Source organism: Vibrio sp. 1-Bac 57, from assembly GCF_037546855.1.
In the GTDB taxonomy this organism is placed as follows: Bacteria; Pseudomonadota; Gammaproteobacteria; order Enterobacterales; family Psychromonadaceae; genus Psychromonas.
This window is the reverse complement of sequence record NZ_JALAAC010000002.1, coordinates 40255-65807: the sequence shown is the minus strand read 5'-3', so window position 1 is coordinate 65807 and position 25553 is coordinate 40255. Positions and strand designations below refer to the sequence as shown.

Below are 25553 nucleotides of genomic sequence, written 5' to 3'. Positions count from 1 at the left end.
GGATTAGTAAAAGAGCTATCAGCTTAGTAGCAACGCTATATGCATAACAGCAGTGCTAAATACTCATTGCCTGAGGAGTCGAAAATAACGACCCTTGCGCGGCATAAATACCCAGTCGCAACAGACATTCCCACTCTTCTTTACTTTCCACACCAACAGCAATCACTTTCGCATGACTATTCAAGCAACTAGCCATTAAGCTTTGTACTGCTATTTGATTAGTTTTACGATTATGAATATCACGGATTAAACTGGCGTGTAATTTTAAGTAATCAATATTAAAATCCAGTATATAGGAGGTATTGACCACTGACTTACCAACATTGTCCACCGCAATCTTACAACCCACTTTTTGTAAAGCAATTAAGGCTGAACGAAGTGCAAAATAATCTTTATCGATCAAATGCTCTGACACTTCAATCACTAAATTATGGCGAATTTGTCGAGTCTGTTGCATTAACTCGAACATAAACCATTGATGATTTTTTTTATTCATCAGCAGATGAGCACCTAAATTAACAGCAATAGGCTTAGACAACTCACCACGCATCACTAACAACGCCAATACTTTTTCTAGCATTTGTTTGTCTATTTGATCACTTAAACCACACTTTTCAGCCATTGGCATAAAAGTACCGGCGGCAATAATTTCTTTTTGGTATCCAATAATACGCGGCCACAACTCGCAATATAAAATACTCATGGCATCGCGATGCATAAGATGTTGTCGATACATTAACAGCGCTTGTCTATCTAAAATATCTGTTAATAATGCACGCCAACGCACTGTTCCTTTGACTATGACCGCTTGATTTTTATCTTCCTCTGACAAGTGCCAACCACTGATTTTCTGATGTTCTGCGACTAATAATGATTGATTAACATCATCGATAATATGCATAGTTTTAGCACCAAAAGGAAAATTAACTACACCGACGTGATAGAAATTATCAGTCCAAGTGGCATCAGGCAGGAGTAGTTGAGACAACAGTTTAGCTAACTGTTTAGCAGCTATTTTGGTTTCCTGGTAGGACATCTGTGGCAATAGGATCACAAACTCTGACTTCTGAACCCTGCCATAAAAACTATCGTCGTAACGGCCACAAAAGTGGTGCAATAAATCAACAACCTGCTGAATGATTTTTTCACCTTCAGCGGCACCAAACTGGTGTTTAACTGCACTTAACTCAGTCAAACTAATTAACATTAAGGTGCTAGCTAAAAAATTTTCATCCATCGCTACTGCATCTAACCTATTTTCAAAGGCTAAGCGATTACCTAAACCGGTATCTTCATCTAAGAATACTTTTCCGCGAATATGTGTATCAAAGATACTTCGCTCTTTACGGCTGTTCTCTAATCGCTCAGATAGTACATCCAAAGCTTTACTCGCAGCTTTTGGCCACTCACCTTTTTGTGCAAAACGAGCGGTGGGATTATTTTGTAATAGATAACGAGCGCGGCGTTCTAATAGCTCGGCACCATAAAAAGAACGTCGCATCCAACGAATGGCAAACCATAATAAGCTAAGGCATAAAATAACTGCTGAGGTGATCCCTAATAATGGCCAAAAGGTAAATTTGAGATCAGAAAAAGGCTGTCGAGTGTGTATTATTACTCGAACACCGGGGTAATACTTTAGATCATAGTCATAGCGTAATAATAATCGAGAAGGAAAATAGCGTCGCCCTTCATAATAATTTTGATAAACAATTTGCTGATCCCGCTCAACACGTAAACGAACCACTCCCGAGGCATCCAGCACATCAGGTAACCAGTGATCAAATTGAGTGATAGTAGTTTGCTTCGCTACTTGCTTCTCAATAACTTGAATAATGCTATCAATACGTTGCTGATGATACTTCAAGGACAAAGCACGTAAACTAACCATACCGCCTGCCAGTACCAACGCAATACAAGTCAACACGATAGCACTCGTAATAAACGTAAATTTATTAGTAAACTTCATAACATCCCTGTGACAAACTATTTTCCATGATTAGGTGAGTAATCGTTAAAATACCCTTATAATACTGCCCTCAGACTCTATAACCTAATGACTTAAACGCCCATGTTTATGCATTTTAGGTATATATACCCTTACAGCTCAAATACATTACCAGCTGTAAGGTCGAAGTAGCGTGGATATATGATCATTCAAACTTTTAATCACAAGCTGTAATAGGACTTTTATATGGCCTCTAATCAAATTTATTCAAATCCAAGTCAAGTTTTACAGCGTAATGAATCTTTATTTTCCGGAAAGTCTATTTTAGTGACAGGTAACATTGATGATAATTACCCCATTCATTTACAAACAATAGCATCATCAAGTTGTTTTTGTTTTAACGATTATCGTTATTATCATCAATTAGAAGGCCAACTAGGATCTTCTGAAGTTCACTTTACCGCAGACTATAAAGGCAGAGATGATCAAGAGAAGTTCGATCTATTATTGATTTATATCCCTAAAGCAAAAACAGAAATTGAATATTTACTGGCAAACCTGACTCCTCACCTAAAGCAAAATGCGGATATTGTATTAGTTGGAGAGAAAAAGTGTGGGATAAAAAGTGTCGCGTCTCTGTTGACTCCCTATGCTGAAAATAGCAACGCCATTGACTCTGCTCGTCATTGCAGCATTATTTATGCGCAGCTAACTAAACCCGTCGCTACTTTTGACCAACAACAATGGATAAAAGATTACCAGCTTAATATTAATGATGTCTCTCTTACCATTCGCTCATTACCTGGCGTATTTAGTTTTGGTGAATTAGATAAAGGTAGTGAACTGTTACTCAATAATTTGCCCGATCAATTAAGTGGAGACGGCTTAGACTTTGGTTGTGGTGCAGGCGTACTCTCTTGCTACCTGCTTAAAAAGCATCCCAAACTAAGCTTAGATTTAATTGATGTTAACGTTTACGCACTTGCTAGTGCTAAATTGACCCTAGAAAAAAATAATTTACACGCGAAAGTGTTTGCATCGGATGTTTTTTCCAACGTAAGCAAAGAATATGATGTATTGCTTTCGAACCCTCCCTTTCATTCTGGTCAAAAAACGAACTATGACGCAGCAGAAACATTTATAAATCAGTCAATTAAATTTTTGAAAAAGAAAGGAAAATTGACTATTGTTGCTAATAAATTCCTACGCTATGAGCCACTTTTAACCCTTACTTATAAAAAATTCATTGAAAATGCCCAAAACAATAAATTTAAAGTATTGAGCTGTCTCAAATAATCATCAAGCAGGCATTTCATAACTTTGTTTTTATTGCTAATGTCGGAAAGTTGAAATTATTAAATAATTGGACAGGCGCTATCGCCGTATTGGCATAGCTTTTTATTATACAAAATATGTGGAGGCTTTTATGGCTGGTATTTTGGCTATGATTCTTGCTGGGGGTGAAGGCTCTCGGCTTTTCCCATTAACTCAGAACAGAACCAAACCCGCCGTGCCTTTTGGCGGCAATTATCGATTAGTAGATTTTGCATTAAATAATTTCGTAAATGCAGATTTAATGAAAATTTACGTTCTAACCCAATTCAAATCTCAATCTCTGAATATTCATCTACGCCGAGCTTGGCGACTTTCCAGTATTTCAGATCGTTTTATTGAAGCAATACCCGCTCAGCAACGTGTAAGCAAAAACTGGTATTCAGGTACCGCAGATGCCATCTATCAAAACTCTCGTTTTATCACCAAAAATGAAGCAGAACATGTTTGTATCTTTGGTAGTGACCATATCTATAAAATGGATGTGCAACAAATGGTTGATTACCATAAAGAAATGGGAGGAGACTTAACAGTTGCAGCAATTCGAGTGCAAAAAGAACAAGCTTTCCATTTTGGTATCATCGAGATTGATGAAGCAGGCCATATGATTGGATTTGCAGAAAAACCTTCTGTTGAAGATGCAAAAACAATTCCTGGAGACCCTGACCATGTATTAGCTTCAATGGGTAACTACATTTTCAAAGCCGACACACTAGTGGAAGAACTTGAAAAAGATGCTGCAATAGAAGACTCTAGTCATGATTTTGGTAAAGACATTATTCCTAAACTATTCCCTCAGGGTAAAGTTTTTGTGTATGATTTTAGTAAAAATAAAATACCAGGTGAACCAGAGCATGCATATTGGCGTGATGTAGGTACCATCGATTCCTATTGGGAAGCGCACATGGACTTATTAAGCGACAATCAACCTATTTCTTTGTATAACAAGCATTGGCCTTTACACACTTACCATCCACCGTTACCACCAGCAACATTCCGAGATCAAGGTGACTCAGTAAGTCACGTTTCTAAATCCCACCTTGGAGCTGGTTCGTATATTAATGGTGCAACTATCGAAAATTCTATTTTAGGTTTCAGAACACATTTATGTACCAATGCAGAAATCAAAGGCTGTGTTTTCCTAGGTAACGCTAAAGTTGGTAGTGGTGCACGCCTCACTAATGTAATACTAGATAAGAATGTAGAAATAGCTCCTGGCATGGTGATTGGTGAAAATTTAGAAGAGGATCGCAAGCACTTTACTGTCTCTGAAAAAGGCATTGTTGTGATTGCAAAAGGTAGCCGTGTGGGTTTTGATTAAACTGGCATAGGATTACAAATGACTATTTTTTATATTACTTAGATGAGGTTTTCTCATGGCAAAAGTTCTCTCGATGATTTTAGCAGGTGGTGAAGGTTCACGCCTGTACCCCTTAACCCAATCGCGCACCAAACCATCTGTGCCTTTTGGAGGAAGTTACCGTCTAATTGACTGTGTACTTAATAATTTTGTAAATTCTGACTTATTACGTATTTACGTACTGACTCAATTTAAATCTCAATCTTTGAACGATCATCTTCGTGAAGCTTGGGAAGTAAACAGCTTTACTGACACTTTTATCGATGCAATTCCTGCGCAAATGCGTAAGGGTAAGCATTGGTACAGCGGTACAGCTGATGCAATTTATCAAAACTTACAATTTATCCAATCAGATGATGCAGATACCATTTGTATATTCGGTAGTGACCATATCTACAAGATGGATATCCGCCAAAAACTTGAATTTCATAAACAAAAAGATGCAATATTAACCGTATCCGCGATCCGCCTACCTAAAGAACAGGCTTATCACTTTGGTATTATCGAAGTCGATGAAGAAGGTCGTATGATAGGTTTTGCAGAAAAACCAACTGTAGAAGATGCCAAAACGATCCCTGGCGACCCAGACCATGTACTGGCATCAATGGGTAACTACGTTTTTAAATCTGCAGAGTTGCAAAATGAATTGATCCGCGATGCAGCAGATGATGAATCAAGTCATGACTTTGGAAAAGATATCATTCCTTATTTAATGCCAAGCGGTAAAGTTTTTGTGTATGACTTTACAACTAATAAAATCCCCAATGAAGAAGGGGAAGCTTACTGGCGTGATGTGGGTACGATTGAGTCATACTGGGAAGCGAATATGGATTTGATTAAATCCGTACCGCCTATCTCTTTTTACAATAGAGCGTGGCCAATGCATACACATTATCCACCACTTCCAGCAGCTAATTTCCAAAATGATGGCGATATCACCTGTAGTATTCGCCGCTCATTGATTTCCGATGGTGCACTAATTGTTGGTGCAACGGTCAGAAAATCAGTTCTTGGTTTTAACTGTTTTGTTGGTCAAGGTACGGATATTTATCAATCAGTATTATTAGGTGATACTAAAATCGGTAAAAATTGCGTTATTACCAAAACAATTATTGATAAAGACGTAAGAATTGCCGATGGAATAGAAATTGGTGTTAATCTAGAGGATGATAAAAAACGCTTTACCGTTTCTGACGAAGGTATTGTAGTTATTCCGAAAGGATCTAGAATCGGTTTTTAAACCAGTACAATGATTTAAAAAGCCACTATTTCTGGTGGCTTTTTTATTGCTATCCATGGCCTATACCAAAGGAGGTCCCAGTGGATTCTCAAAAATTAAAAATTTTATTTATTTCGTCTGAAGTTGAAGGTTTTTCTAAAACAGGTGGCCTTGCAGACGTAGCAAAAGCATTACCGCTTGAACTTCGCAATTTAGGCCATGAAGTGGTTATTATTACACCATTTTATCGCACCATTGAACACCGCGAACATGCTCAACAAGTGCATCAATTAACCTTGCACACAGACTCTTCTCGACCAGACGTACAGTTCACAGTAAAAGAGTTATCACTGGATGGGATTAAAGTTTTAGCCATTGATAATGCACATTATTTTGACCGTGCAGGCTTTTACGGTGAAGAAAATAATGCATACCAAGATAATGGAGAACGTTTTGCATTTTTCAGCTTAGCATCGCTATTAACTTCATTAGCTGAAGGCTTCTCTCCTGATATCATTCACTGTAATGATTGGCATACAGGTTTAGTACCTTACCTATTAAAAACACGTTTCCATGACCATTCTCATTTTGCACACACCAAGACTGTGCTGACCAGCCATAACTCTGCATACCAAGGTATATTTGAAAAGTCACAATTAAACCTGATCCCAGAAGTTAGCTCATGTATGGATGAACGCGTTTTAGAAAACTTCAGTTATATTAACTACCTAAAAGTCGGCGTTATTTATGCAGACAAAGTAAATACCGTTAGCCCTAATTATGCGAGTGAACTATTAACACCTTTAGGCTCCCATGGTATGTCACATCACTTTATTGAACGTATCCATGACTTTGAAGGAATTTTAAACGGCTGTGATTATAATGATTGGAGTCCTGAAACAGATAACCTAATTCCATTTAACTTTAACCATGAAGATTTATCTGGGAAAGAAAAATGTAAGCAAGCATTACAACAAGAAGTCGGTCTTGAAGTAGCTGATTTGCCTATTTTTGGTATGGTTTGTCGCTTAACGGATCAAAAAGGTTTTGGTTTAATTCTGCCAATTTTAGAGCGTTTTTTAAAACATAATGTGCAGCTGATCATTATTGGTTCTGGTGACCCAGCTATTACAGGCCATTTAACCGCCTTATCTGAACATTATTCAGATAAGTTTAAGTTTGTTAATACTTACAGTAATAAATTGTCACACCTGGTTGAAGCTGGAGCAGATTTCTTTTTAATGCCATCTATATTCGAACCTTGTGGTTTAAACCAATTATACAGTTTAGCCTACGGTACTTTACCTATAGTACGTGCAGTTGGAGGTTTAAAAGATACCGTTGTTGATTATGACCAAGATTCAGAACATGCAAATGGTTTTATGTTTTATGATGCCAACCCAGATCAATTATTAAATCTGTTACGCCGTGTGATACTGCTTTATATTGAGCACCCTGAAGAGATGTTGCGTTTAAAAACACAGGCAATGCAATCGCATTTTTACTGGTCAGATTCAGCGAAACATTATGAACGCTTATATCAACGAGCATTACACTTACACCAGCATTGGTAAAATAAGTCAACAGAACAGATGAGTAAAGTAAGTTACTGTTACTGTTACTGTTACTGTTACTGAAAAGAGTATAAAAAAGCATTATTGTTGAAAGAGTAAACTGTAAATAATAAAAAGCCTGATATTGAATCAGGCTTTTTTATGGGTATCAGTAAACGATTAGCTCAGCAATTTTTAGCAGATTAAATAGCTGTTTATGACAAATCAACTAAAAAAGGGTCTCGGGATAACTTTTTACTTTTTTCTGGATTAAACCAAGCTAACTTAGAAGACAGCTCAACCACTTCACCTATAATCATTAATGTCGGCCCTTCAAGTCCGCCACCGAGCTTAGAGAGCTCAGATAACGTCCCTGTGATCACTTGCTGCTCACTACTGGTTCCTTTGTTAATTAATGCAACCGGTGTATTAGCATCGCGACCATTCACTAACAAATTAGTTTGAATTTCTTGCGCTTGTAATAGCCCCATATACACAACTAATGTTTGGTGCGGAATAGCTAGTGCTTTCCAGTCTAATGCTTGTCCATCTTTCTTTCTATGCCCTGTTACAAACGTCACCGATTGCGCGTAATCACGGTGAGTTAAAGGGATCCCGGCATAGGCACTACAACCAGAGGCAGAGGTAATACCAGGAACAACTTGAAAAGCTACACCTGCTTCTACTAGTTCTTCTAACTCTTCACCACCACGCCCAAAGATAAAAGAGTCACCGCCTTTCAAGCGCACTACTTTTTTACCCTGCTGTGCAAGTTCCACTAACATTTGATTAGTGCGAGACTGTTCAACTTCATGCTTACCTGCCGCTTTACCCACGGAAATTAAATCCGCATCGCGGCGTACTAAATCAAGAATTTCTTTTGAAACTAATCGATCGTAGAGCACCACATCCGCTTGCTGCATTAACTGTAATGCTTTAAGCGTTAGCAATGAAGGATCGCCTGGCCCTGCACCAACTAAAGCCACGTCGCCCTGCGCGACTTCTTCAGTGAGGTTGTCTTCCATCAACTGTTGTGCTTTTTCCATTTGGCCTTTTTGTAATAAGCTAGCTAAATCTCCATTACCAAACAGCTTTTCCCAATAACGGCGACGTAAAGACTCTTTGGTGATCACTTGCTTCACTCGGTGTCTAAAATCCCCTGAGATCTTTGCTAGACGGCCAATATGCATGGGTAATAAAGCTTCTAAACGTTCGCGTATTAAACGTGCTAATACAGGCGCTTTACCACCGCTAGAAATGGCCACAACAATAGGTGAGCGATCAACAATAGACGGCATAATGAAGCTACATAAATTAGGTTCATCGACTACATTCACTAAAATCTGTTTTTGCTCAGCGAGTTGTGCAATATGTTCATTCACATGATGCTGATTAGTAGCAGCAATAACTAACCATTTATCAGTGATAAGCTCATCATAAAAAACTTCTTTGATAACCGTTAACTGATTATTTTTAGCTTTTTCTAATAATGAGTCACAGATTTCCGGTGCACAAACGGTAATAGAAGCATTAGCTTTTAATAATAAGTGAACTTTACGCGCAGCAATATCACCACCACCTACAACAAGGCAATGACGGTTATTAAGTTTGGTAAAAATAGGGAGATAATCCATGTAAATCTCAGGGGGTAATTAGTCAATACACACACTATAAAGAATAATTCATACAATATAAAATATTTAAAGCACATTATTTATGACGTTTATGTATATACCAAGAGACTACACCATCAAATTAACTCTGTAGTGAATACTGTTATTATAAAATATCGTCACAATCTAGCTGAGGAAACTAATAAAGCAGCCCTAACTAAGGGGTTATTATTAGTCAGGGCTGTAAGTTTTTATATTGACGCCCAATTATTATTTGATCAGTGCGCGAACACCATCGTGAATAGTAAATATCCCTTCAATATTATCGCCTTCAAGTACCGGTAAACAACTAATATCATGGGTTAACATCAATGCCAGCGCTTCTTTAACTGACACTTTTGGAGAAACAGTAATAGGACTGCGCGTCATCACTTGGTGAGCGCGACGTTGCATCGTTTCAGTATCACGTACTAACTCTGATTCTGTATACAAATAGGGGCTGAGTATTCGCAAAATATCACGGTCAGATATAACACCACACAATTTCCCCTCTTCAACTACCAATAAGTGATGAGACCCTAGTTGGGATAATATTTCTTGGATCGCAGGAATACGATCATCCATTTCGATTGTCACTACGCGAGCGGTCATTGCTTCTGCAACTTTCATATAGCGATCCTTTTAAAAATTAATTCATTAAGTAACTATTAATAAGCAATTACAAGCTTAAGTAATTATAGGCACAAAAAAGGCCAGCATCGCTGACCTTATTAATAATATTGTATAAAAAACTAAAAAAAGATTAGCCGTTTATAAAATCAACACCTTCTTGGATATCTTTGTTAAGTGTTTCTAACATATCGTTTTTCGCTTTTTCTTCAAAAGCTGATAATTTACCGTACGATAAAATTTCAACGACACCGTTAACACCTAAACGTACCGGGTGAGCGAAGTAAGGAGCATCGCCGCCGTCAATATCAACGTATGCGTAATCTACAACGTCTTCGCCTTGTAAACCTTTAACTAAAGATAAACAAAAACGAGCGGCAGCAGCACCCATAGATAAAGTAGCAGAACCGCCACCAGCTTTAGCATTTACAACTTCAGTACCCGCATTCTGAATACGTGGTGTTAATGCAGCAACTTCTTCTTCAGAGAACGTCACACCTTCAACTTGAGAAAGAAGTGGTAAAATAGTTGTACCTGAGTGACCACCAATTACTGGAACTTTAACTTCAGCAACGTTTAGTCCTTTAAGTTCAGCAACAAATGCTTCACTACGAATAACATCAAGTGTTGTTACACCAAATATACGGTTTTTATCGTAAACACCTGCTTTTTTGAAAACTTCAGCAACGATTGGAACAGTGCCATTTACAGGGTTAGTGATAACACCAACTAATGCTTTAGGACAGTTAGCAACAATGCCTTCAGCTAACGTTTTGATAATACCAGCATTCACTGCAAATAAATCAGCACGGTCCATACCTGGCTTACGTGGCATGCCCGCTGGAATAATTACAATATCAGCACCCGTTAATGCAGCGCCTAACGCGTCAACACCAAAACCTTCAACTTTAACTGCTGTTGGGATATGTGATAAATCAACCGCTACACCAGGAACAACAGGAGCAACATCGTATAATGCTAGCTCAGAACCAGCTGGTAGTTGAGTTTTTAATAATAATGACAACGCTTGACCGATACCACCTGCAGCACCAAGAACAGCAACTTTCATATTTTTCTCCAGTGAAATAAAATGTTTAAGTATGTATAGCCATCACCAAACAAAATGCTTTATTTTGCATTTCTAATGATAATAGAAATAAGATTAGCCTTGTCATTCTAAAGTGAATAAATACGCAAGTGTGAAATATGTTAAGTAATTGTGAGCAATGTAAAAAAGAAAGGTCTTTTATTTTCTATAAAATGCTGATATTAGGACTTTAAAAATTAATTATGGAAAATATTGCTGATAAATTTTGGCATAAGTACCATTCTCAACTATGAGCTTTAATCCTGTATTTAAACGTTCACGTAACAGATCATTACCTTTTTTTACCGCAATACCGTAACCTTCAGAAAACTCTTTAATAAAGACTTCTTCAGTGCGGCTAATTACTAATGAGTCGCCTGTCAGTTGTTGGCTTGAAAGTTGTTTACTTAAAAAATCATTAACTACAGCAAAGTCTGCAAAAACGGCATCTATTCGTTGTAGTTTTAAATCTTCGAATGCAGCTTGAGATGAAAAATAAGGCACGATGTAACTATTGTCTCTCGCGTATTTAATCAAGTAATTTTGATTTGAAGTATTAGCCTGTACGCCGATGAATTTTCCGGAGAGTGAAAACTGCCCTTGCAACGGTTCTTTACTAATAAAAACCGGAGGCACTTTATAATAACTATCACTAAAGTCGACGGTTTTTAAACGTTCAGCAGTAATGTCTAACGCGGCAATAACGGCATCATATCTACCAAAAGGTAACGTTAATAGTAAACCATCAAAGCGGTGATGTTCAAAAGTGCATTGCAAATTAACTTCGTGGCAAATTGCTTTAGCAATATCAATATCAAAGCCTTTGATCTCTTTATCTTTAGATAAATATTCAAAGGGATAGTAATTACTATCGGTAGCAAATTTAACCTGCATCTGAGGCATGATCTCAGCGCTTATTGCAGTAGCAAAGAAAAACATAATAAGCGCCAATAGGCGAGCAACAGAGATCATAATGAATCATCCTTGATATTGGCAATTTATTGCAAATTTTAGCAGAAGTACCAGCAATAAAGTAGAGACTCTCAATGTAAATAGAACCGTTTAGCCAAAAACGAATAAATATGCAAAAAAAGTGACATTTAATCTATTAACCTACGGTGCATTTAGATTAAGATATGGCTTTTATTATAATGCAATTATGGAATTAGCAAATGCGACAGACCTCTGAACTAATGGACTTCTTTAAAGGCTTGCTTAAAAAAGAACATTTAAGCTCACAAAGTGAGATTGTCGATGCATTGATCGGCGCTGGATTCACTCACATTAATCAATCTAAAGTGTCCCGTATGTTAAGTAAGACAGGCGCGGTCCGTACACGCAATGCAACGGGTGAAATGGTATATTGTTTACCTGCAGAACTGGGCATTCCGACGACCACCAGCCCACTTAAAAACTTAGTTGTTGATATCGACAGAAATGACAGTTTAATTGTTATTCGTACTAGTCCAGGCGCAGCACAATTAATTGCACGTTTATTAGACTCGATGAGCAAAGCTGAAGGTATTCTAGGAACGATAGCCGGCGATGATACGATCTACATTGCACCAAGTAATACGCAAAAAATAGAAGAAACATTGGCAGTGGTGCACAAACTATTTGATTAAAACAACCATCACTATTGATTTAAAGTGAAATTAGGTCTTTTATCAATATGGAACTCAGTAATAACCCAAGTAATAAGTAACTCGAATTCAGTTTAAATCGTTATGGATAAAAATCACGAGCGAAGATACTCCCCACTTCCTCGTTTTTTAGAGTATTTATTCAATCCCTAAAAAATTGATAAAAAATATGGGAGCTAGCGATAACCTATACAGGTAGGTGATTATGCTGATAGTTAATAATAAAAAATTAAAAATAAAAAAGCAGTCCGCTTTCACACTCATTGAACTATTGATAGCGATTGCTATTTTGGGCCTATTAGCAGCTATCGCTTATCCCTCGTATCAAGGATTTGTTATAAAAACACGACGAGCAGATGCTCAAAGTGAACTGATTAAAGCACAAATAGAACAAAGCAGTTTTCGCATCACTCATCCTACCTACATATCTAATGCATCCTCTGCGGGTCTACCTTCAAATAATCAATACTATACTTTTAGTATTGTGTCCGCCGCTACACACACCTATACGCTAAAAGCCGAAGCAAAAGCCACAGGTAGTCAAATCAATGACGAAAGCGACTGTAGAACGCTTTATATAGACCAGAGCAACACTAAAACCAGCGATAGTAACCAGCAAAATAATGTTTGCTGGATTAATTAAAAGCATTTCTGCCTTCAATTCAATTTCTAGATCAAGTGAACTACTATGAACAATATAAATCCAATCACTGTAGTACTACATATGCAGGGAGCAGAAGTATTTTTAGAAGGTAATGCTAGAAAAGTAATATTAAAATGGGCAGGCTTAGAAACTACTATTTAGAGATATTTAAAAATAGCTCCTGTAAATAATGTTCTGCAGGCTTTTTCTCTACAGAACATTTATTAATGACCTTGTTAACAGCTAACGGCAGTTAACGGCCAACTATTTATTCTTAAGTCATCATTAATAACGAGCTAAAAATTCTTTCTGATTCAAAAACTTCAATGGTTTACCTAATACATGTTGATAAATAACGTTATAGGCTAAAACACTTTGCACATAGGCACGTGTTTCATAATAAGGGATGGTGTCTACCCAGCTATCTATTTCAATCCCAATATTGCCATTTTTCTTATCCGGCGTTACCCATCTATCAACTCGGTGTGGGCCTGCATTATAGGCAGCGGTTGCTAACACACGGTTGCCATCATAACGTGTTAGCAAGCCATTAAAGTAAGCCGTACCTAATTGTACGTTGAGCGCACCTTGGTTGAGTTGTGAGACTTCATTATATTCAGTCAGCTCAATTTTACGCGCCGTTTCTTTTGCAGTTTTAGGCATTAATTGCATATAACCACTTGCACCAACAGGTGATTTTGCATATTCATCAAAACTACTTTCACGACGAGTAATGGCATAAATATAGGTATCTTCTAAATCATATTTGTTAGCCGCTTTTACAAATATTTCTGGTTTTGCTGTTGGGAAACGAATATTTAGTGCATTCCAACTTTTAGAGTTAATACTCGCTAGTACGGATAAATGTGCCCAGCCTTGATCATAGGCATATAATCCTAGCTTCTGTTGAATCTTCTTGTTTTGTGTATTTAAAAGGCGTTGCCATTGCCTTTTAGCCTGTATCCTCAATTGATGAAACAATAACTCATCAATCACCGCCAGTTCGCCACCTAAAGAGTTCAAACTATCCTTCTCTTCAACAATGGTTTGTGCATTAAGAGAAAAATTCAAACCTAATTTTTGAGATGCCATAAAACCATGAAAATTACGATTTTTTGCCACCTTTTCATAAATAGACTTTGCTTTATCTGCTTCACCGGCTTGCTCTAATACTTTTGCTTGCCAATATAACCATGCAGATGAATAACGTTTCTCATCTGGTAACTTACTTAACCAGTAACCTATATTTTTCCAGTCACTACGTTTAATCGCATAACGGATACGCTGCTCAACTAAAGACGCGTTGTTTAATGACGGCAACTCTTTGTCTAACCAAGAAAAATAGTTAGTTTTATCACGCTGTACAATAAGTGTCGCAAATTGCTTTTTGATTGCATTGGTTTCAGTGGCGGTAAATACAATTTTTTTATCAAACTGCTGATAAGCTAGCATCGCTTTAGCTAAGTCTTTTCGTGCTAGGCGTTTAATACTCGGCACTAAAAAACGATAACTTTGGACTTTTCGAGAAGCAAAAAGATCACTGTCTAATAAACTTTTAGGATCTTTATGTAGTTCATATAATTGAGTCGCTAAGGCAGCTTTGTCTTTATCCATTCTTGCAGTTAAAAAACGCATCAAGCCTTGTTTATTTTTAACAAAAGCTAAGTTAAATCGCTGCCAGATATCCTCTTGTGTCAAGTTTTTGTACGCTTGATAATAAACATAAACATCATCACAGGCATTCGGTAATGAAGTACTAGATAACCAATATTTTTGTGCATCGGGCCATGCTTTTTCGCTTTGTCCGGTGGCAATAGAAGCTTGCAGGTAATAACACTTTAAAACGCGATTATTCGGCATTTTAGGGTAAGCGGTTAAAAACTGTTTCCAATTTTTTTGTTTCGCTAAATAAAAAAGGTAAGAGCGCTGTAAATCATCACTGACCACTTTGCCTTTATGCGTTTTAATGAAGTTTATAATATCGGCATCACTGACCGTCGACATATTCGCATTCAAATAATTGTATTGGGCGACATAAGCTAGCGGGTAATCAGCAATATCATTAATATTCTGGTTGGCTTTTTGCCACTGTTTTTTCTCTTGTAAGTCTAAGGTATCAGTAAAAATATTACGCTGAACATCTAAACTTAGGGCGCTGGCGAAGTTTGATGCAGAAAACAACAAACAACCTAAAATTAATTTTTTCATAACACCTCAATGGAAACAATAAATGAGCTGACTATGTGTACATTTTATCTACACATAGTCAGCTGTATATGAACTTAGCAATCTTTTTACAAATTTAACTCTACTTTCACAATGTTAACTATCTTTTCATAGAATAGTCGAAGATATCAACTCTTGTGTATAAGGGTGCTTTGCTTGCGTAAATAACTGTGAAGTTAGCCCTTCTTCAACGATTTCACCTGCTTTCATCACTAATACACGATGACTGACTGCTTTCACCACCGACAAGTCATGACTAATAAATAGATAGCTTAGTAAAAACTCTTGCTGTAGTGCTTTCAATAACTCAATAATTTGTTTTTGAATACTTCTATCTAATGCCGATGTCGGCTCGTCTAACACAATCAATTTTGGTTTTAGAATCAGTGCTCTTGCTATAGCAATACGTTGACGTTGTCCACCTGAAAATTGATGTGGATAACGGCTTGCAGCACTTTGTTCTAATCCAACTTTAGTTAATACTTGGAATACTTGCTGACTTATTTCTTGATCACTTAACTTTTGTTGATGATTAAATACATGTACGCCTTCAGCAATAATATCCTGTACCGACATCCTTGGGCTTAAACTCGCATAGGGATCCTGAAATACGATTTGTAATTGCTGACGCAAAGCCTGTAAATCATTTTTAGCTAAAGACTGAACATCTTTTCCCAAGTAAACAACTTGCCCTGTACTTTTATTCAATTGCAATAGCGCCTGTGCCAAGGTGCTTTTCCCCGAACCGCTTTCACCGACTAAAGCAAGTGTTTCACCCTCATGTATTTTTAAGGATACATTTTTAACCACCTGCAATGACTGTACCGTTTTGCCCCAAAAATTCTTTTTCATTGCAAAACTAACATTAATGTCATGTGCCTCAAGAATCACTTTTGAATCGATTAATTCTTGCATTTGGCCTGTCGGTACCGCATTTAACAGCTTTTTAGTATAATCATCAGCGGGAAATTTAAATAACCTGTCTGTTTGTTGATATTCTACTTGCTTGCCTTTACACATAACTAACACATGGTCAGAGAATTGACGCACTATATTCAAATCATGCGTAATTAATAAAATCCCCATATTTAAACGTTGCTGTAGCGATTTTAATAGCTTTAAAATTTGTTTTTGAATCGTTGCATCTAATGCAGTAGTAGGCTCATCGGCAATTAATAAGTCTGGTTCATTAGCTAATGCCATTGCAATCATCACACGTTGACGCTGTCCTCCCGATAACTCATGAGGATAAGCATTTAAACGTAATTGTGGATTTTTGATCCCTACCAAATCTAACAACTCGATAATACGTAATTGTGCCGCTTTGCCCGTTAGTCCCTTATGAAGCAATAAAGTTTCTGCAATCTGCTTTTCAATATTGTGCAAAGGGTTTAAGGAAGTCATCGGCTCTTGAAAAATCATGCTAATTTTATTGCCGCGCACCGCCTCTAAGACCTTTTCAGATTTCCCCATTAGTGACTGACCTTGAAAGATAATATCGCCCGTTGGATGATGCGCATGTGGGTAAGGTAGCAACTGTAAAACCGATAAAGCCGTTAATGACTTGCCGGAGCCACTTTCGCCAACAATCGCTAATGTTTTACCTTGTTCAAGGCAAAAACTGACGCCAGATACTATCTGTTCCTCTGCAAAACTCACCGACAAGTCATTAACTTGTAATAAATAACTGGCTTCACTCATAGTGTTTTCCTCGGGTCAAAAGCATCACGAGCAGCTTCACCAATAAAGACTAATAACACCAAAATGCTTGATAATGAGATAAAAGCAGTAATGGCCAACCAAGGAGCGTGTAAATTTTCTTTACCTTGAGAAATCATTTCACCCAATGAAGCAGAGCCTAAAGGCAGACCAAAGCCTAAAAAGTCCAAGGATGTTAATGTGGTTAATGCACCAGTAAATAAATAGGGCATAAACGTTAGCGTCGCTATCATTGCATTCGGCAGAATATGCTTAAACATAATTTTACTGTCTTTTACGCCCAGGGCTTTGGCCGCTTTAACGTAATCTAAATGGCGTCCACGTAGAAATTCAGCACGCACTACACTGACAAGACTTGGCCAACTAAATAAAATCATCAAGCCTAATAACCAAGTAAACGTTGGCTCAACAAAACTGGCTAAAATAATCAGCATAAATAACATTGGCAAGCCTTCCCAAATTTCTAATAAACGCTGCCCTATTAGATCAATTTTACCGCCATAATAACCTTGAATAGCGCCAACAATCACACCGATCACAGAGCTTACTAGCGTTAAAGATAAAGCAAAGATCACCGAAATACGAAAACCATAAACCAATCGCGCAACGACATCTCGCCCCTGGTCATCAGTGCCCAGCCAATTTAAAGCATCCGGCTTAGAGGGTGCGGCACTCGTTAGCTCATAATTAATTGAATCATAGTAGAAAGGAATTAACGGCCAGATCATCCACCCTTCTTTATTAATTTGTTGCACCATATAAGGATCGCGATAATCAGTAGTGATATCAAAATCACCACCTAAATCTTGCTCTGGAATATCTTGGACGATTGGGAAATACCAATTGGACTGATAGGACACCATGATCGGCTTATCATTGACCCACACTTCTGCGACTAAACTTAATAAAAATAAAAAACTAAAAATCCACAGTGAGTAATAACCGCGTTTATTAGCTTTGAATTGTGCCCACCTTTGATGGTTACTCGGATTCTTTTTAATACGTTGCCAAGCGAGTAATAAAGACATTATTGCCCCTCAAATGTAATACGTGGATCAATTAAGGTATAAGTCACGTCGCTGACTAACTTAAGCACTAATCCTACTAAAGTGAAAATATACAGAGAGCCAAATATAACTGGGTAATCACGTGAAATGACAGCTTCAAAACTTAATAACCCTAACCCGTCTAAAGAGAAAATAACTTCAATTAGCATCGAGCCGGTAAAGAAAATACCGATTAAAGCAGCCGGTAATCCCGCTAATACTATCAGCATCGCATTACGAAAAATGTGCCCATACAGAACACGATTTTTAGAACAGCCTTTAGCGCGCGCTGTGATCACGTATTGTTTATTAATTTCATCAAGGAAGGAATTTTTGGTAAGCATAGTCAGCGTAGCAAAACTGGCTAAAACGCTGGCAAAAATAGGTAAAGTTAAATGCCAGAAATAATCTTTTATTTGCCCAAACCAGGAAAGCTGCTCAAAGTTATCGGACGTTAATCCACGTAAAGGGAACCAGCTATAATAAGAACCGCCCGCAAATAAAACCACCAGCATAATCGCAAATATAAATGCTGGAATGGCATAACCAACAGTAACAATTGTACTTGTCCACACATCAAAACGACTACCATGTGCAGTGGCTTTTTTAATGCCTAATGGAATTGAAATAAGATAAGCGAGTAATGTCGTCCATAAACCTAAAGAGATGGATACCGGCATTTTCTCATAAATTAAATCAATTACGCTTTTATCCCGATAAAAACTATCTCCGAAATCAAAGTTAATATAACGCCAAAGCATTGAAAAATAACGTTCATGCAATGGTTTATCAAATCCATATAACTTTTCTAACGCTTCAATATATTCAGGATCAACCCCCTGTGCGCCGCGATATTTACTGTAACTTGAGCCTTGTTTTATTTCACTATTAATGCCGGAAGTCACTCGAGAAGTTGCGTCGGAATCAATACCTTGATATTTAGCAATTGCTTGTTCAACGGGACCACCTGGAGCGACTTGTACTATAAAAAAGTTTAAAGTCATAATGCCAATCAAAGTAGGAATAATCAGTAGTAATCTTTTTAATATATATTGATGCATTATTGGCTTCCTTCGCTAGTAGTCACGCCAGAGGAAGCTTTTAGCCACCAAGTATCTAATCCAAGGGCATAATAGGGGGAAACTTTAGGGCGAGAGAATTTATCCCAATAAGCAATCCTGTAAGCCGGTAAATACCATTGCGGAATAACCATATGTTGTGATAACAAAACACGGTCTAGGGCTTTAGTTGTATTTACCAATTGTTCGCGTGTGGTGGCCATAATAAGCTGCTGTGTTAATGCATCAATCACGGGAGAACAAATACCCGCCCAATTAGAAGTCCCAGCATCATTTGCGGTATTACATCCCCAAAAGCTAGCTTGTTCATTGCCAGGTGAAATAGATTGTCCTTTACGTAAAGACAACATATCAAACTCAAAACTATTTAAACGATTAATAAACTGAGAAACATCAACTAAACGAATATCTGCTTTGATGCCAATACGTTGCAAATTACGACGAAAAGGATGAATAATGCGTTCAAAGTCTTTGCTATAGAGTAAAAACTCAAAGCTTAATTGTTCGCCTTGTTGATTTTGCATTTTACTATCTTTTAACTGATAACCTGCCTCGGCCAATAACGCCACCGCTTCACGCATTTGTTGTCGAACATTACCATTACCCGATGTTTTATTTGCTTTTATTGGCTGAAATACAGACGCTGGAAGCTGTTCTTTATAAGGTAATAAAATAGCTTGCTCTGCAGGTGAAATCTCACTTTGGGTTGCTAACTCTGAACCAGAGTAGAAGCTATCAATACGTGTGTACGCATCATAAAATAATGTTTTATTCGCCCATTCAAAATCAAATAATAGCGAAATAGCTTCCCTTACCTTTGGATCTTTAAACTTATCTTTTCGTAAGTTAAACCAAAAACCTTGCATACCCTGTGGCGTTTTATCTGCAATCGTTTCTAATAAAATGTGCTGTTTATTAAATTGCTCGCCCACATAACCTGTAGACCAACGTTTTGAAGAGGTTTCTAAGCGATAATCAAAGGCGCCAGATTTAAAGGCTTCAAAAGCAACTGAATCGTCACGATAATAATCAACAATAATATGGTCAAAGTTATGACGCCCTTTATTAACGGCGAGGTCTTTTCCCCAATAATTTTTAACACGTTGAAAAACAACCTGCTTACCGGCATCAAAACTTTCTATTTGATAAGGCCCCGAACCGACAGGTACAATCAGTCCACTCTTAGAAAAGTCGATATCTTTCCAGAAATGCTCTGGAAGAATTGGGATCTGCCCAATAATTAACGGTAATTCTCGGTTACCCACCTCTTTAAAGTGAAAGGTTACCTGCAATAAAGCATCAACGGTTACTTTTTCAACACCTGCATAGTAGGAACTAAAATGCGGTGCACCTTCATTCACTAATAAGTCAAAACTAAACTTCACATCGCTGGCGGTGATAGCCTCACCATCTTGAAAAGTAGCTTTAGGGTTAATTAAAAAACTAACAGAACTAAAGTCATCTGCGACTTTAACTTGTGAAGCAATTAGAGCGTATAAGCTAAAGGGTTCATCGGTTGATTGTTGCAGTAACGTATCATAAATACGAGTTATGCCGCTGGCAGCATTTCCTTTAACAATAAAAGGGTTTAGTGAGTCAAAACTGCCAATGCTAGCTTGCTTGAATACTCCGCCTTTTGGTGCATTCGGGTTGGCATAATCAAAGTGTTCAAAATCAGCGTCATACTTAAGATCGCCATACATGCTAATCGCATTATTCCATGATGCACTTTGAGCGCCAATGCTCACACTAAATAGCATATAAAATAGGCAGATACGTATAAGCTTATTAATCATAATAGAAAAACCAACACTGGTTGAAAAATATAGGAGTAGTAAAGATAACAAATGCTTAGTTTAATAAAAGGTTTTTAAATGAAAAAACAAGATATAAAAAACAGTGAAGTAAATCGCGGAACTTATTCACTCCAAAGTGGACTAACTTTTAGGTTTCAACAAGTAAAAGTTGAAGTTTTTTTAAGAAAATATGGTTAGGTCAAAGAATTACTTTGTTTATCTAAAAGGGCTATAAAGTGTGATCTAAGTCGCTTTTAATTTACAGTGAAAAGCCTAATCTATTTATGAACACAACAAGTGTTACAACAAAAAGGTGTCCTATATGAGAATTGAAATTACTAGCAAACAAATGACTATCACAGACACAATGCGCGCAAAAGTAGAGGAACGTTTTGAAAAATTAGAAAAACTACAAACTTCTCTTATCAATCCCCATTTTATTATCACTAAAGAGCCTAAAGGCATGAAAATTGAAGGTACTATTGGTGTACCAAACGGTAAAGTTTTTGCTCACGCAGAGCATGATGATTTATATGTTGCCATCAATCAACTATTCCAAAAAATTGAACGTCAACTAAATAAACATAACCATAAAGATGAAGCAAACCGTGCCAAGAATAATGGTAAAGACTTATGTCGTAACGGAGAAATTTCAGGAGAGCCTATTGAAGAGCCAGAAGTTGAAATTGAATCAGATGCTGAAATCAAATTAAATAAAGAGTTTGCTGCATAATTGTTATCAAGAAGATGAATTAAAGCTCTTAGCTTTAAACAATCTTAAACAGTTTAAAAAATAATTAAAAAAGCAAATAAAAGGAGGTTAAACACCTCCTTTTTCGATCTTGGCAATGAATAAACTAACTTAAGTGCTAAACCTAACTGCTAGACCTAATAACCAGCTTCATCGTAAATCTAGACATTAAGCCCAATCATCAAGTTAAACCTAGCATCTAAAGTAAGAAGCTAGGTTTAATGACTAAGTATAAAGCCTGTCCCAACAATCAAGCTTAATAAATAAGCCTAATAAGCTAGTACATTAATTGATGCTATGACTTAGTTTCGTAATGACGATTATCGTGTACTTGCTGAAGCATCGTTCTGCTTTCATCAAGGAACAACTTAGAATAGTCACCCATCCAATTGGTCACAGATTTAAAGCGGTCAATAAACTCTTCACGATTGTTTGCTTCCAATAACTCAATCGCATCCGCGAAATGTTTATGGTATTGCTTGATCATGGTTAGGTTACTTTTTTGCGACAATATAATATCTGCATATAAAGCAGGCTCTTGTGCAAATAAACGCCCTACCATCGCTAGCTCTAAGCGGTAAATAGGCGAGCTTAAATCTAACAGTTGCTCTAAATCAGCATCAACTTCTTGCAAATGTACACCGTACACAAAACTCGTAAAATGACGTAATGCTTGGATCAAAGTCATAGACTGATCATGTGTTGGTGCAGCAACAGGATACAAGTGCGCGCCCCAAATTTTCATTTGGTCAATCAGCCATTGATACTTCTCTGGGTCACGACCATCACAGTACACAATCACTTGTTTTGCAAAGCTTGATATATCTGGACCGAACATTGGGTGTAAACCAACCACAGGACCTTTATGGACTGCCAACATCTCAGTTAAAGGAGAATCCTTAATACTGGTGATATCGGTTAAAATACAATCTTCAGGCAAGAAAGTAAGTTGCTTGATCACATCAACAGTGACATCAATTGGCGAACCCACAATAACGAGTCCCGCTTTGCTACAAATAGCTTCAGCTTGATCCCAGTTACTACGGCCTAGAATATCAACGTCATAGCCAGATAGTTTAAACATCTCGACAAAACGCTGACCTAGCAAACCATTACCACCAATGATCACAATACGCTTCATATCAGGATTAACAGTTTTAAAGCCAGTATCATTTTCACTAGCATAAGACTCACGCATGGTACGGCGTAAAATATCTTCAATAAGGTTGGCTGGCACACCTTTTTGCTCAGCTTCTTCACGACGTTTAGCTAACATCGCGGCTTCGCGCTCTGGCACATAAATAGGCAAGCCATGCTTAGTCTTAACTTCGCCAACTTCTCCTACAAGGCGTAAACGCTCTGCTAATAAATCAATGATTTGCTGATCAACAGCATCAATCTGATCTCTTAATTTAGTTAAAGGCATAATTTACTTCTTATTTGTTCTGGACTGTATCTTTCAATAATACTGCCGCTTCATCTAATAATTCACAGGTAGTTTGCCAATCAATACACGCATCTGTAACTGATACACCGTATTGTAACTGCTCAGCAGGTAACGATGCGGGTTGGTTACCGGCATTAATATTACTTTCTAACATAATACCTATAATAGATTTATTGCCACCAACTACTTGCTGGAAAACATTTTTTGCAACTAATGGCTGTAATTCATGATTTTTACTAGAGTTTTCATGACTACAATCAACAATTAAAATATTTTCCATTTTAGCTTTAGTTAATGCTTGCTCAGCTAATGCGACATTGATTGAATCATAATTTGGTTTACCACCACCACCACGTAAAATAACATGGCCATCTTTATTACCAGCAGTTTGCAATAATGCACTTTGTCCAGACTGATTAATACCCATGAAACGATGTGGTGCAGAAGCTGATTGCATTGCATTAACCGCAGTAGAAAGACTACCGTCAGTACCATTTTTAAAACCAACAGGCATTGATAAGCCACTTGCCATTTCACGGTGAGTTTGTGATTCAGTGGTACGTGCACCAATAGCAGACCAGCTAAACAGATCGCCAATGTATTGTGGGCTAATTGGATCCAATGCTTCAGTCGCGATAGGTAAACCTAACTCTGAAATCCATAACAATAATTCACGCGCTTTTTTCAGGCCGGTTTCAATATCAAATGAGTCATCCATATGAGGGTCATTAATTAACCCTTTCCAACCCACTGTAGTACGTGGTTTTTCAAAATAAACACGCATAACAATATATAAAGTATCTTTATATTGTTCATGTAACTCTTTCAAACGGGTTGCATAGTCTTTTGCAGCTTCAACATCGTGAATAGAACAAGGACCACAAATCACTAAGAAACGTGGGTCTTTTTTATGCACAATATTAGAAATAGTTTGACGAGATTCATGAATGAATTGATAAACACTATCAGAAGCCGGTAAAGAGGCTTTAAGCTCTGCTGGTGTAATTAAAACTGTTTCTGATTGGATGTGGATATTTTCATTTTGTCGCGTAGTCATTTTGCTCTCATTCATTATTAATAATGAAAGCATCATAGCATAGCGAAATAATAGATCATGTGATTAAGCGATAGAGGCCAGATAAATGCAGATTTAGTCAAAAATAATACATAAATTAACAGGCTTTGTTTTACACTGTAGGACAGGATTTTGTTTTTTTAATTGATCTCATGAGATTTAAGGTGTTGATACGGATATGCAAATAATAACTTCCCACATTATTACCTCATGGTCAGAAGTCGATCAACTTAAAAAAAGTTGGAATACTTTATTGCATCAATCTGATGCTGATAATATTTTCTTAACCTGGCAATGGATTGATAGCTGGAAAAAAACCTGTTCAGCCAATACAAAGCCATTTTTTGTAATATTAAAACAAGCAGAGCAAATTGTCGCTATCGCCCCTTTCTACATTCAACCGTATCGACTATTCAAATGTATCAATTATAACGTACTACGTTTCGCCGGAGACCAAGGTATAGGCTCGGAGTATTCCAATTTCATCGTTAAACAAGAACATAGTATCGCCTTAAAAGAACAGCTATGGTCCGCATTAGTGGCAAGCCATAAAAAATCACATTGGGATATTATTTGGTATAGCAACGTTGCGAGTTGGACGAGAGGTGGAGAAACATTAATTGCAGCCTTGAATAAAACAAAAAAACTAAAACAACAATCACGTGAAGTCGAATTTGCAAATACCGACCTAGAAAAAATCTCAGAGCAAATCCTCCCTTCTCTATCTAAAAGTTTGCGCACTAATATCAAACAAACGCAAGGTTATTTAAGCCGACAAGGTCAATGGCAAGTGAGTTTCTGCGATAACCCAGCGCAACTCGAAGAAGAACTACAAGAGTTATTTACATTACACAATTTACGTTGGCAAAAAGCGGGTTTACAAGGTTCCTTTGCAAGAAGGCCTGAAATGGCAGCCTTTTATTCTCATTTTGTGCCTAGAGCATTACAACAGGGCTGGCTACGTTTAGCTAAATTAGAGTGTGAAGGTATTACCCAAGCAATGCAGATTGGTTATGTATATCAAGAACAGTTTTTTGCATTACAAGAAGGTTTTAACGCTGAGTTTCAAAATGGAGTAGGACAAGTCTTACGCTATCATGTTTTTCAGCAGTGTTTAAAAGAAGGGCTTACAGATTACGACTTTCTAGGTCAATATACAGATCATAAAAGACGCTGGCTCGCTGAAAAACGCAATGGACATAACTTAATGATTTGGCCAAATTCAATCAAAAACATCATATTTAATGTCATGACTATCTGGCCAACAGGCAGGTACTTTAACCCCTTATAAATAGGCATTAATGAGGATTTAAGCACTTACCACTTGAATTCAAGAGAACTAAAAAA

At 37.3% G+C, this 25553-nt stretch carries 20 protein-coding genes; 8 read left to right on the top strand and 12 right to left on the bottom strand.

Features of this window, described 5'->3' with window-relative positions; all coding sequences use genetic code 11:
- Positions 1-55: 55 nt before the first annotated feature.
- Positions 56-1969 carry an EAL domain-containing protein gene (locus MT391_RS01590; protein WP_499496731.1) on the bottom strand — a complete coding sequence of 638 codons (1914 nt, stop codon included), beginning with the start codon at positions 1967-1969 and terminating at the stop codon, positions 56-58.
- A 225-nt stretch (positions 1970-2194) separates the two neighbouring features.
- On the opposite strand from MT391_RS01590, the gene rsmC reads away from it, so the two are divergent.
- The 4 genes from rsmC (at position 2195) to glgA (ending at position 7433) form a co-directional block, all read left to right on the top strand.
- On the top strand, positions 2195-3244 hold the full coding sequence (gene rsmC / locus MT391_RS01585) for a 16S rRNA (guanine(1207)-N(2))-methyltransferase RsmC (protein WP_499496730.1): 1050 nt from the start codon (positions 2195-2197) through the stop codon (positions 3242-3244).
- Between the two features lie 118 nt (positions 3245-3362).
- Positions 3363-4601, top strand: a complete 1239-nt coding sequence (gene glgC, locus MT391_RS01580; RefSeq protein WP_281170592.1) for a glucose-1-phosphate adenylyltransferase — start codon at positions 3363-3365, stop codon at positions 4599-4601.
- Positions 4602-4656: 55 nt separating this feature from the next.
- A complete protein-coding gene (gene glgC, locus MT391_RS01575; protein ID WP_028867384.1) occupies positions 4657-5880 on the top strand; it encodes a glucose-1-phosphate adenylyltransferase in 1224 nt (407 codons plus the stop codon).
- An 80-nt stretch (positions 5881-5960) separates the two neighbouring features.
- The gene (gene glgA / locus MT391_RS01570; protein ID WP_499439875.1) at positions 5961-7433 is read left to right on the top strand and encodes a glycogen synthase GlgA; all 1473 of its coding nucleotides are present in this window, start codon (positions 5961-5963) and stop codon (positions 7431-7433) included.
- A gap of 194 nt (positions 7434-7627) precedes the next feature.
- On the opposite strand, the gene cysG is transcribed toward glgA, so the two are convergent.
- The 4 genes from cysG to MT391_RS01550 all read right to left on the bottom strand — a co-directional run bounded on the left by cysG (position 7628) and on the right by MT391_RS01550 (position 11753).
- Positions 7628-9046, bottom strand: coding sequence for a siroheme synthase CysG (gene cysG / locus MT391_RS01565; protein WP_499496729.1), 1419 nt, complete (start codon positions 9044-9046; stop codon positions 7628-7630).
- A gap of 249 nt (positions 9047-9295) precedes the next feature.
- Positions 9296-9694 (bottom strand): CBS domain-containing protein, encoded by a 399-nt coding sequence (locus MT391_RS01560; RefSeq protein WP_499496728.1) that lies wholly within the window; start codon positions 9692-9694, stop codon positions 9296-9298.
- Positions 9695-9827: 133 nt separating this feature from the next.
- Positions 9828-10763, bottom strand: coding sequence for a malate dehydrogenase (gene mdh, locus MT391_RS01555; RefSeq protein ID WP_028867380.1), 936 nt, complete (start codon positions 10761-10763; stop codon positions 9828-9830).
- Between the two features lie 219 nt (positions 10764-10982).
- The gene (locus MT391_RS01550; RefSeq protein WP_499439874.1) at positions 10983-11753 is read right to left on the bottom strand and encodes a transporter substrate-binding domain-containing protein; all 771 of its coding nucleotides are present in this window, start codon (positions 11751-11753) and stop codon (positions 10983-10985) included.
- Between the two features lie 200 nt (positions 11754-11953).
- On the opposite strand from MT391_RS01550, the gene argR reads away from it, so the two are divergent.
- Positions 11954-12406: a transcriptional regulator ArgR gene (gene argR, locus MT391_RS01545; RefSeq protein ID WP_028867378.1), complete on the top strand. Its 453-nt coding sequence runs from the start codon at positions 11954-11956 to the stop codon at positions 12404-12406.
- A 223-nt stretch (positions 12407-12629) separates the two neighbouring features.
- Positions 12630-13067: a type IV pilin protein gene (locus MT391_RS01540; protein ID WP_499496727.1), complete on the top strand. Its 438-nt coding sequence runs from the start codon at positions 12630-12632 to the stop codon at positions 13065-13067.
- A gap of 285 nt (positions 13068-13352) precedes the next feature.
- Here the strand turns inward: MT391_RS01540 and MT391_RS01535 are convergent, their stop codons facing one another.
- The 5 genes from MT391_RS01535 to MT391_RS01515 all read right to left on the bottom strand — a co-directional run bounded on the left by MT391_RS01535 (position 13353) and on the right by MT391_RS01515 (position 20933).
- Positions 13353-15275: a transglycosylase SLT domain-containing protein gene (locus tag MT391_RS01535; RefSeq protein WP_499496726.1), complete on the bottom strand. Its 1923-nt coding sequence runs from the start codon at positions 15273-15275 to the stop codon at positions 13353-13355.
- 126 nt (positions 15276-15401) lie between these two features.
- A complete protein-coding gene (locus tag MT391_RS01530) occupies positions 15402-16994 on the bottom strand; it encodes an ABC transporter ATP-binding protein (RefSeq protein ID WP_499496725.1) in 1593 nt (530 codons plus the stop codon).
- Positions 16991-18040 (bottom strand): ABC transporter permease, encoded by a 1050-nt coding sequence (locus tag MT391_RS01525; protein ID WP_037070784.1) that lies wholly within the window; start codon positions 18038-18040, stop codon positions 16991-16993. Before MT391_RS01525 ends, MT391_RS01530 begins: the two co-directional genes overlap by 4 nt.
- On the bottom strand, positions 18040-19119 hold the full coding sequence (locus tag MT391_RS01520; protein WP_499496724.1) for a microcin C ABC transporter permease YejB: 1080 nt from the start codon (positions 19117-19119) through the stop codon (positions 18040-18042). The genes MT391_RS01525 and MT391_RS01520 overlap by 1 nt, the downstream gene beginning before the upstream one ends.
- Complete coding sequence (locus tag MT391_RS01515) at positions 19119-20933, bottom strand: extracellular solute-binding protein (protein WP_499496723.1); 1815 nt, start codon at positions 20931-20933, stop codon at positions 19119-19121. The genes MT391_RS01520 and MT391_RS01515 overlap by 1 nt, the downstream gene beginning before the upstream one ends.
- 322 nt (positions 20934-21255) lie before the next feature.
- Between MT391_RS01515 and hpf the strand changes: the two genes are divergently transcribed.
- On the top strand, positions 21256-21666 hold the full coding sequence (gene hpf / locus MT391_RS01510; protein ID WP_028867371.1) for a ribosome hibernation-promoting factor, HPF/YfiA family: 411 nt from the start codon (positions 21256-21258) through the stop codon (positions 21664-21666).
- Positions 21667-21979: 313 nt separating this feature from the next.
- Here the strand turns inward: hpf and tyrA are convergent, their stop codons facing one another.
- Both tyrA and MT391_RS01500 read right to left on the bottom strand, forming a co-directional pair.
- Positions 21980-23110 carry a bifunctional chorismate mutase/prephenate dehydrogenase gene (gene tyrA, locus MT391_RS01505; protein ID WP_499496722.1) on the bottom strand — a complete coding sequence of 377 codons (1131 nt, stop codon included), beginning with the start codon at positions 23108-23110 and terminating at the stop codon, positions 21980-21982.
- Positions 23111-23120: 10 nt separating this feature from the next.
- A complete protein-coding gene (locus MT391_RS01500; RefSeq protein ID WP_499496721.1) occupies positions 23121-24188 on the bottom strand; it encodes a 3-deoxy-7-phosphoheptulonate synthase in 1068 nt (355 codons plus the stop codon).
- Between the two features lie 196 nt (positions 24189-24384).
- Between MT391_RS01500 and MT391_RS01495 the strand changes: the two genes are divergently transcribed.
- Positions 24385-25497, top strand: a complete 1113-nt coding sequence (locus tag MT391_RS01495; protein ID WP_028867368.1) for a GNAT family N-acetyltransferase — start codon at positions 24385-24387, stop codon at positions 25495-25497.
- Positions 25498-25553 lie beyond the last annotated feature (56 nt).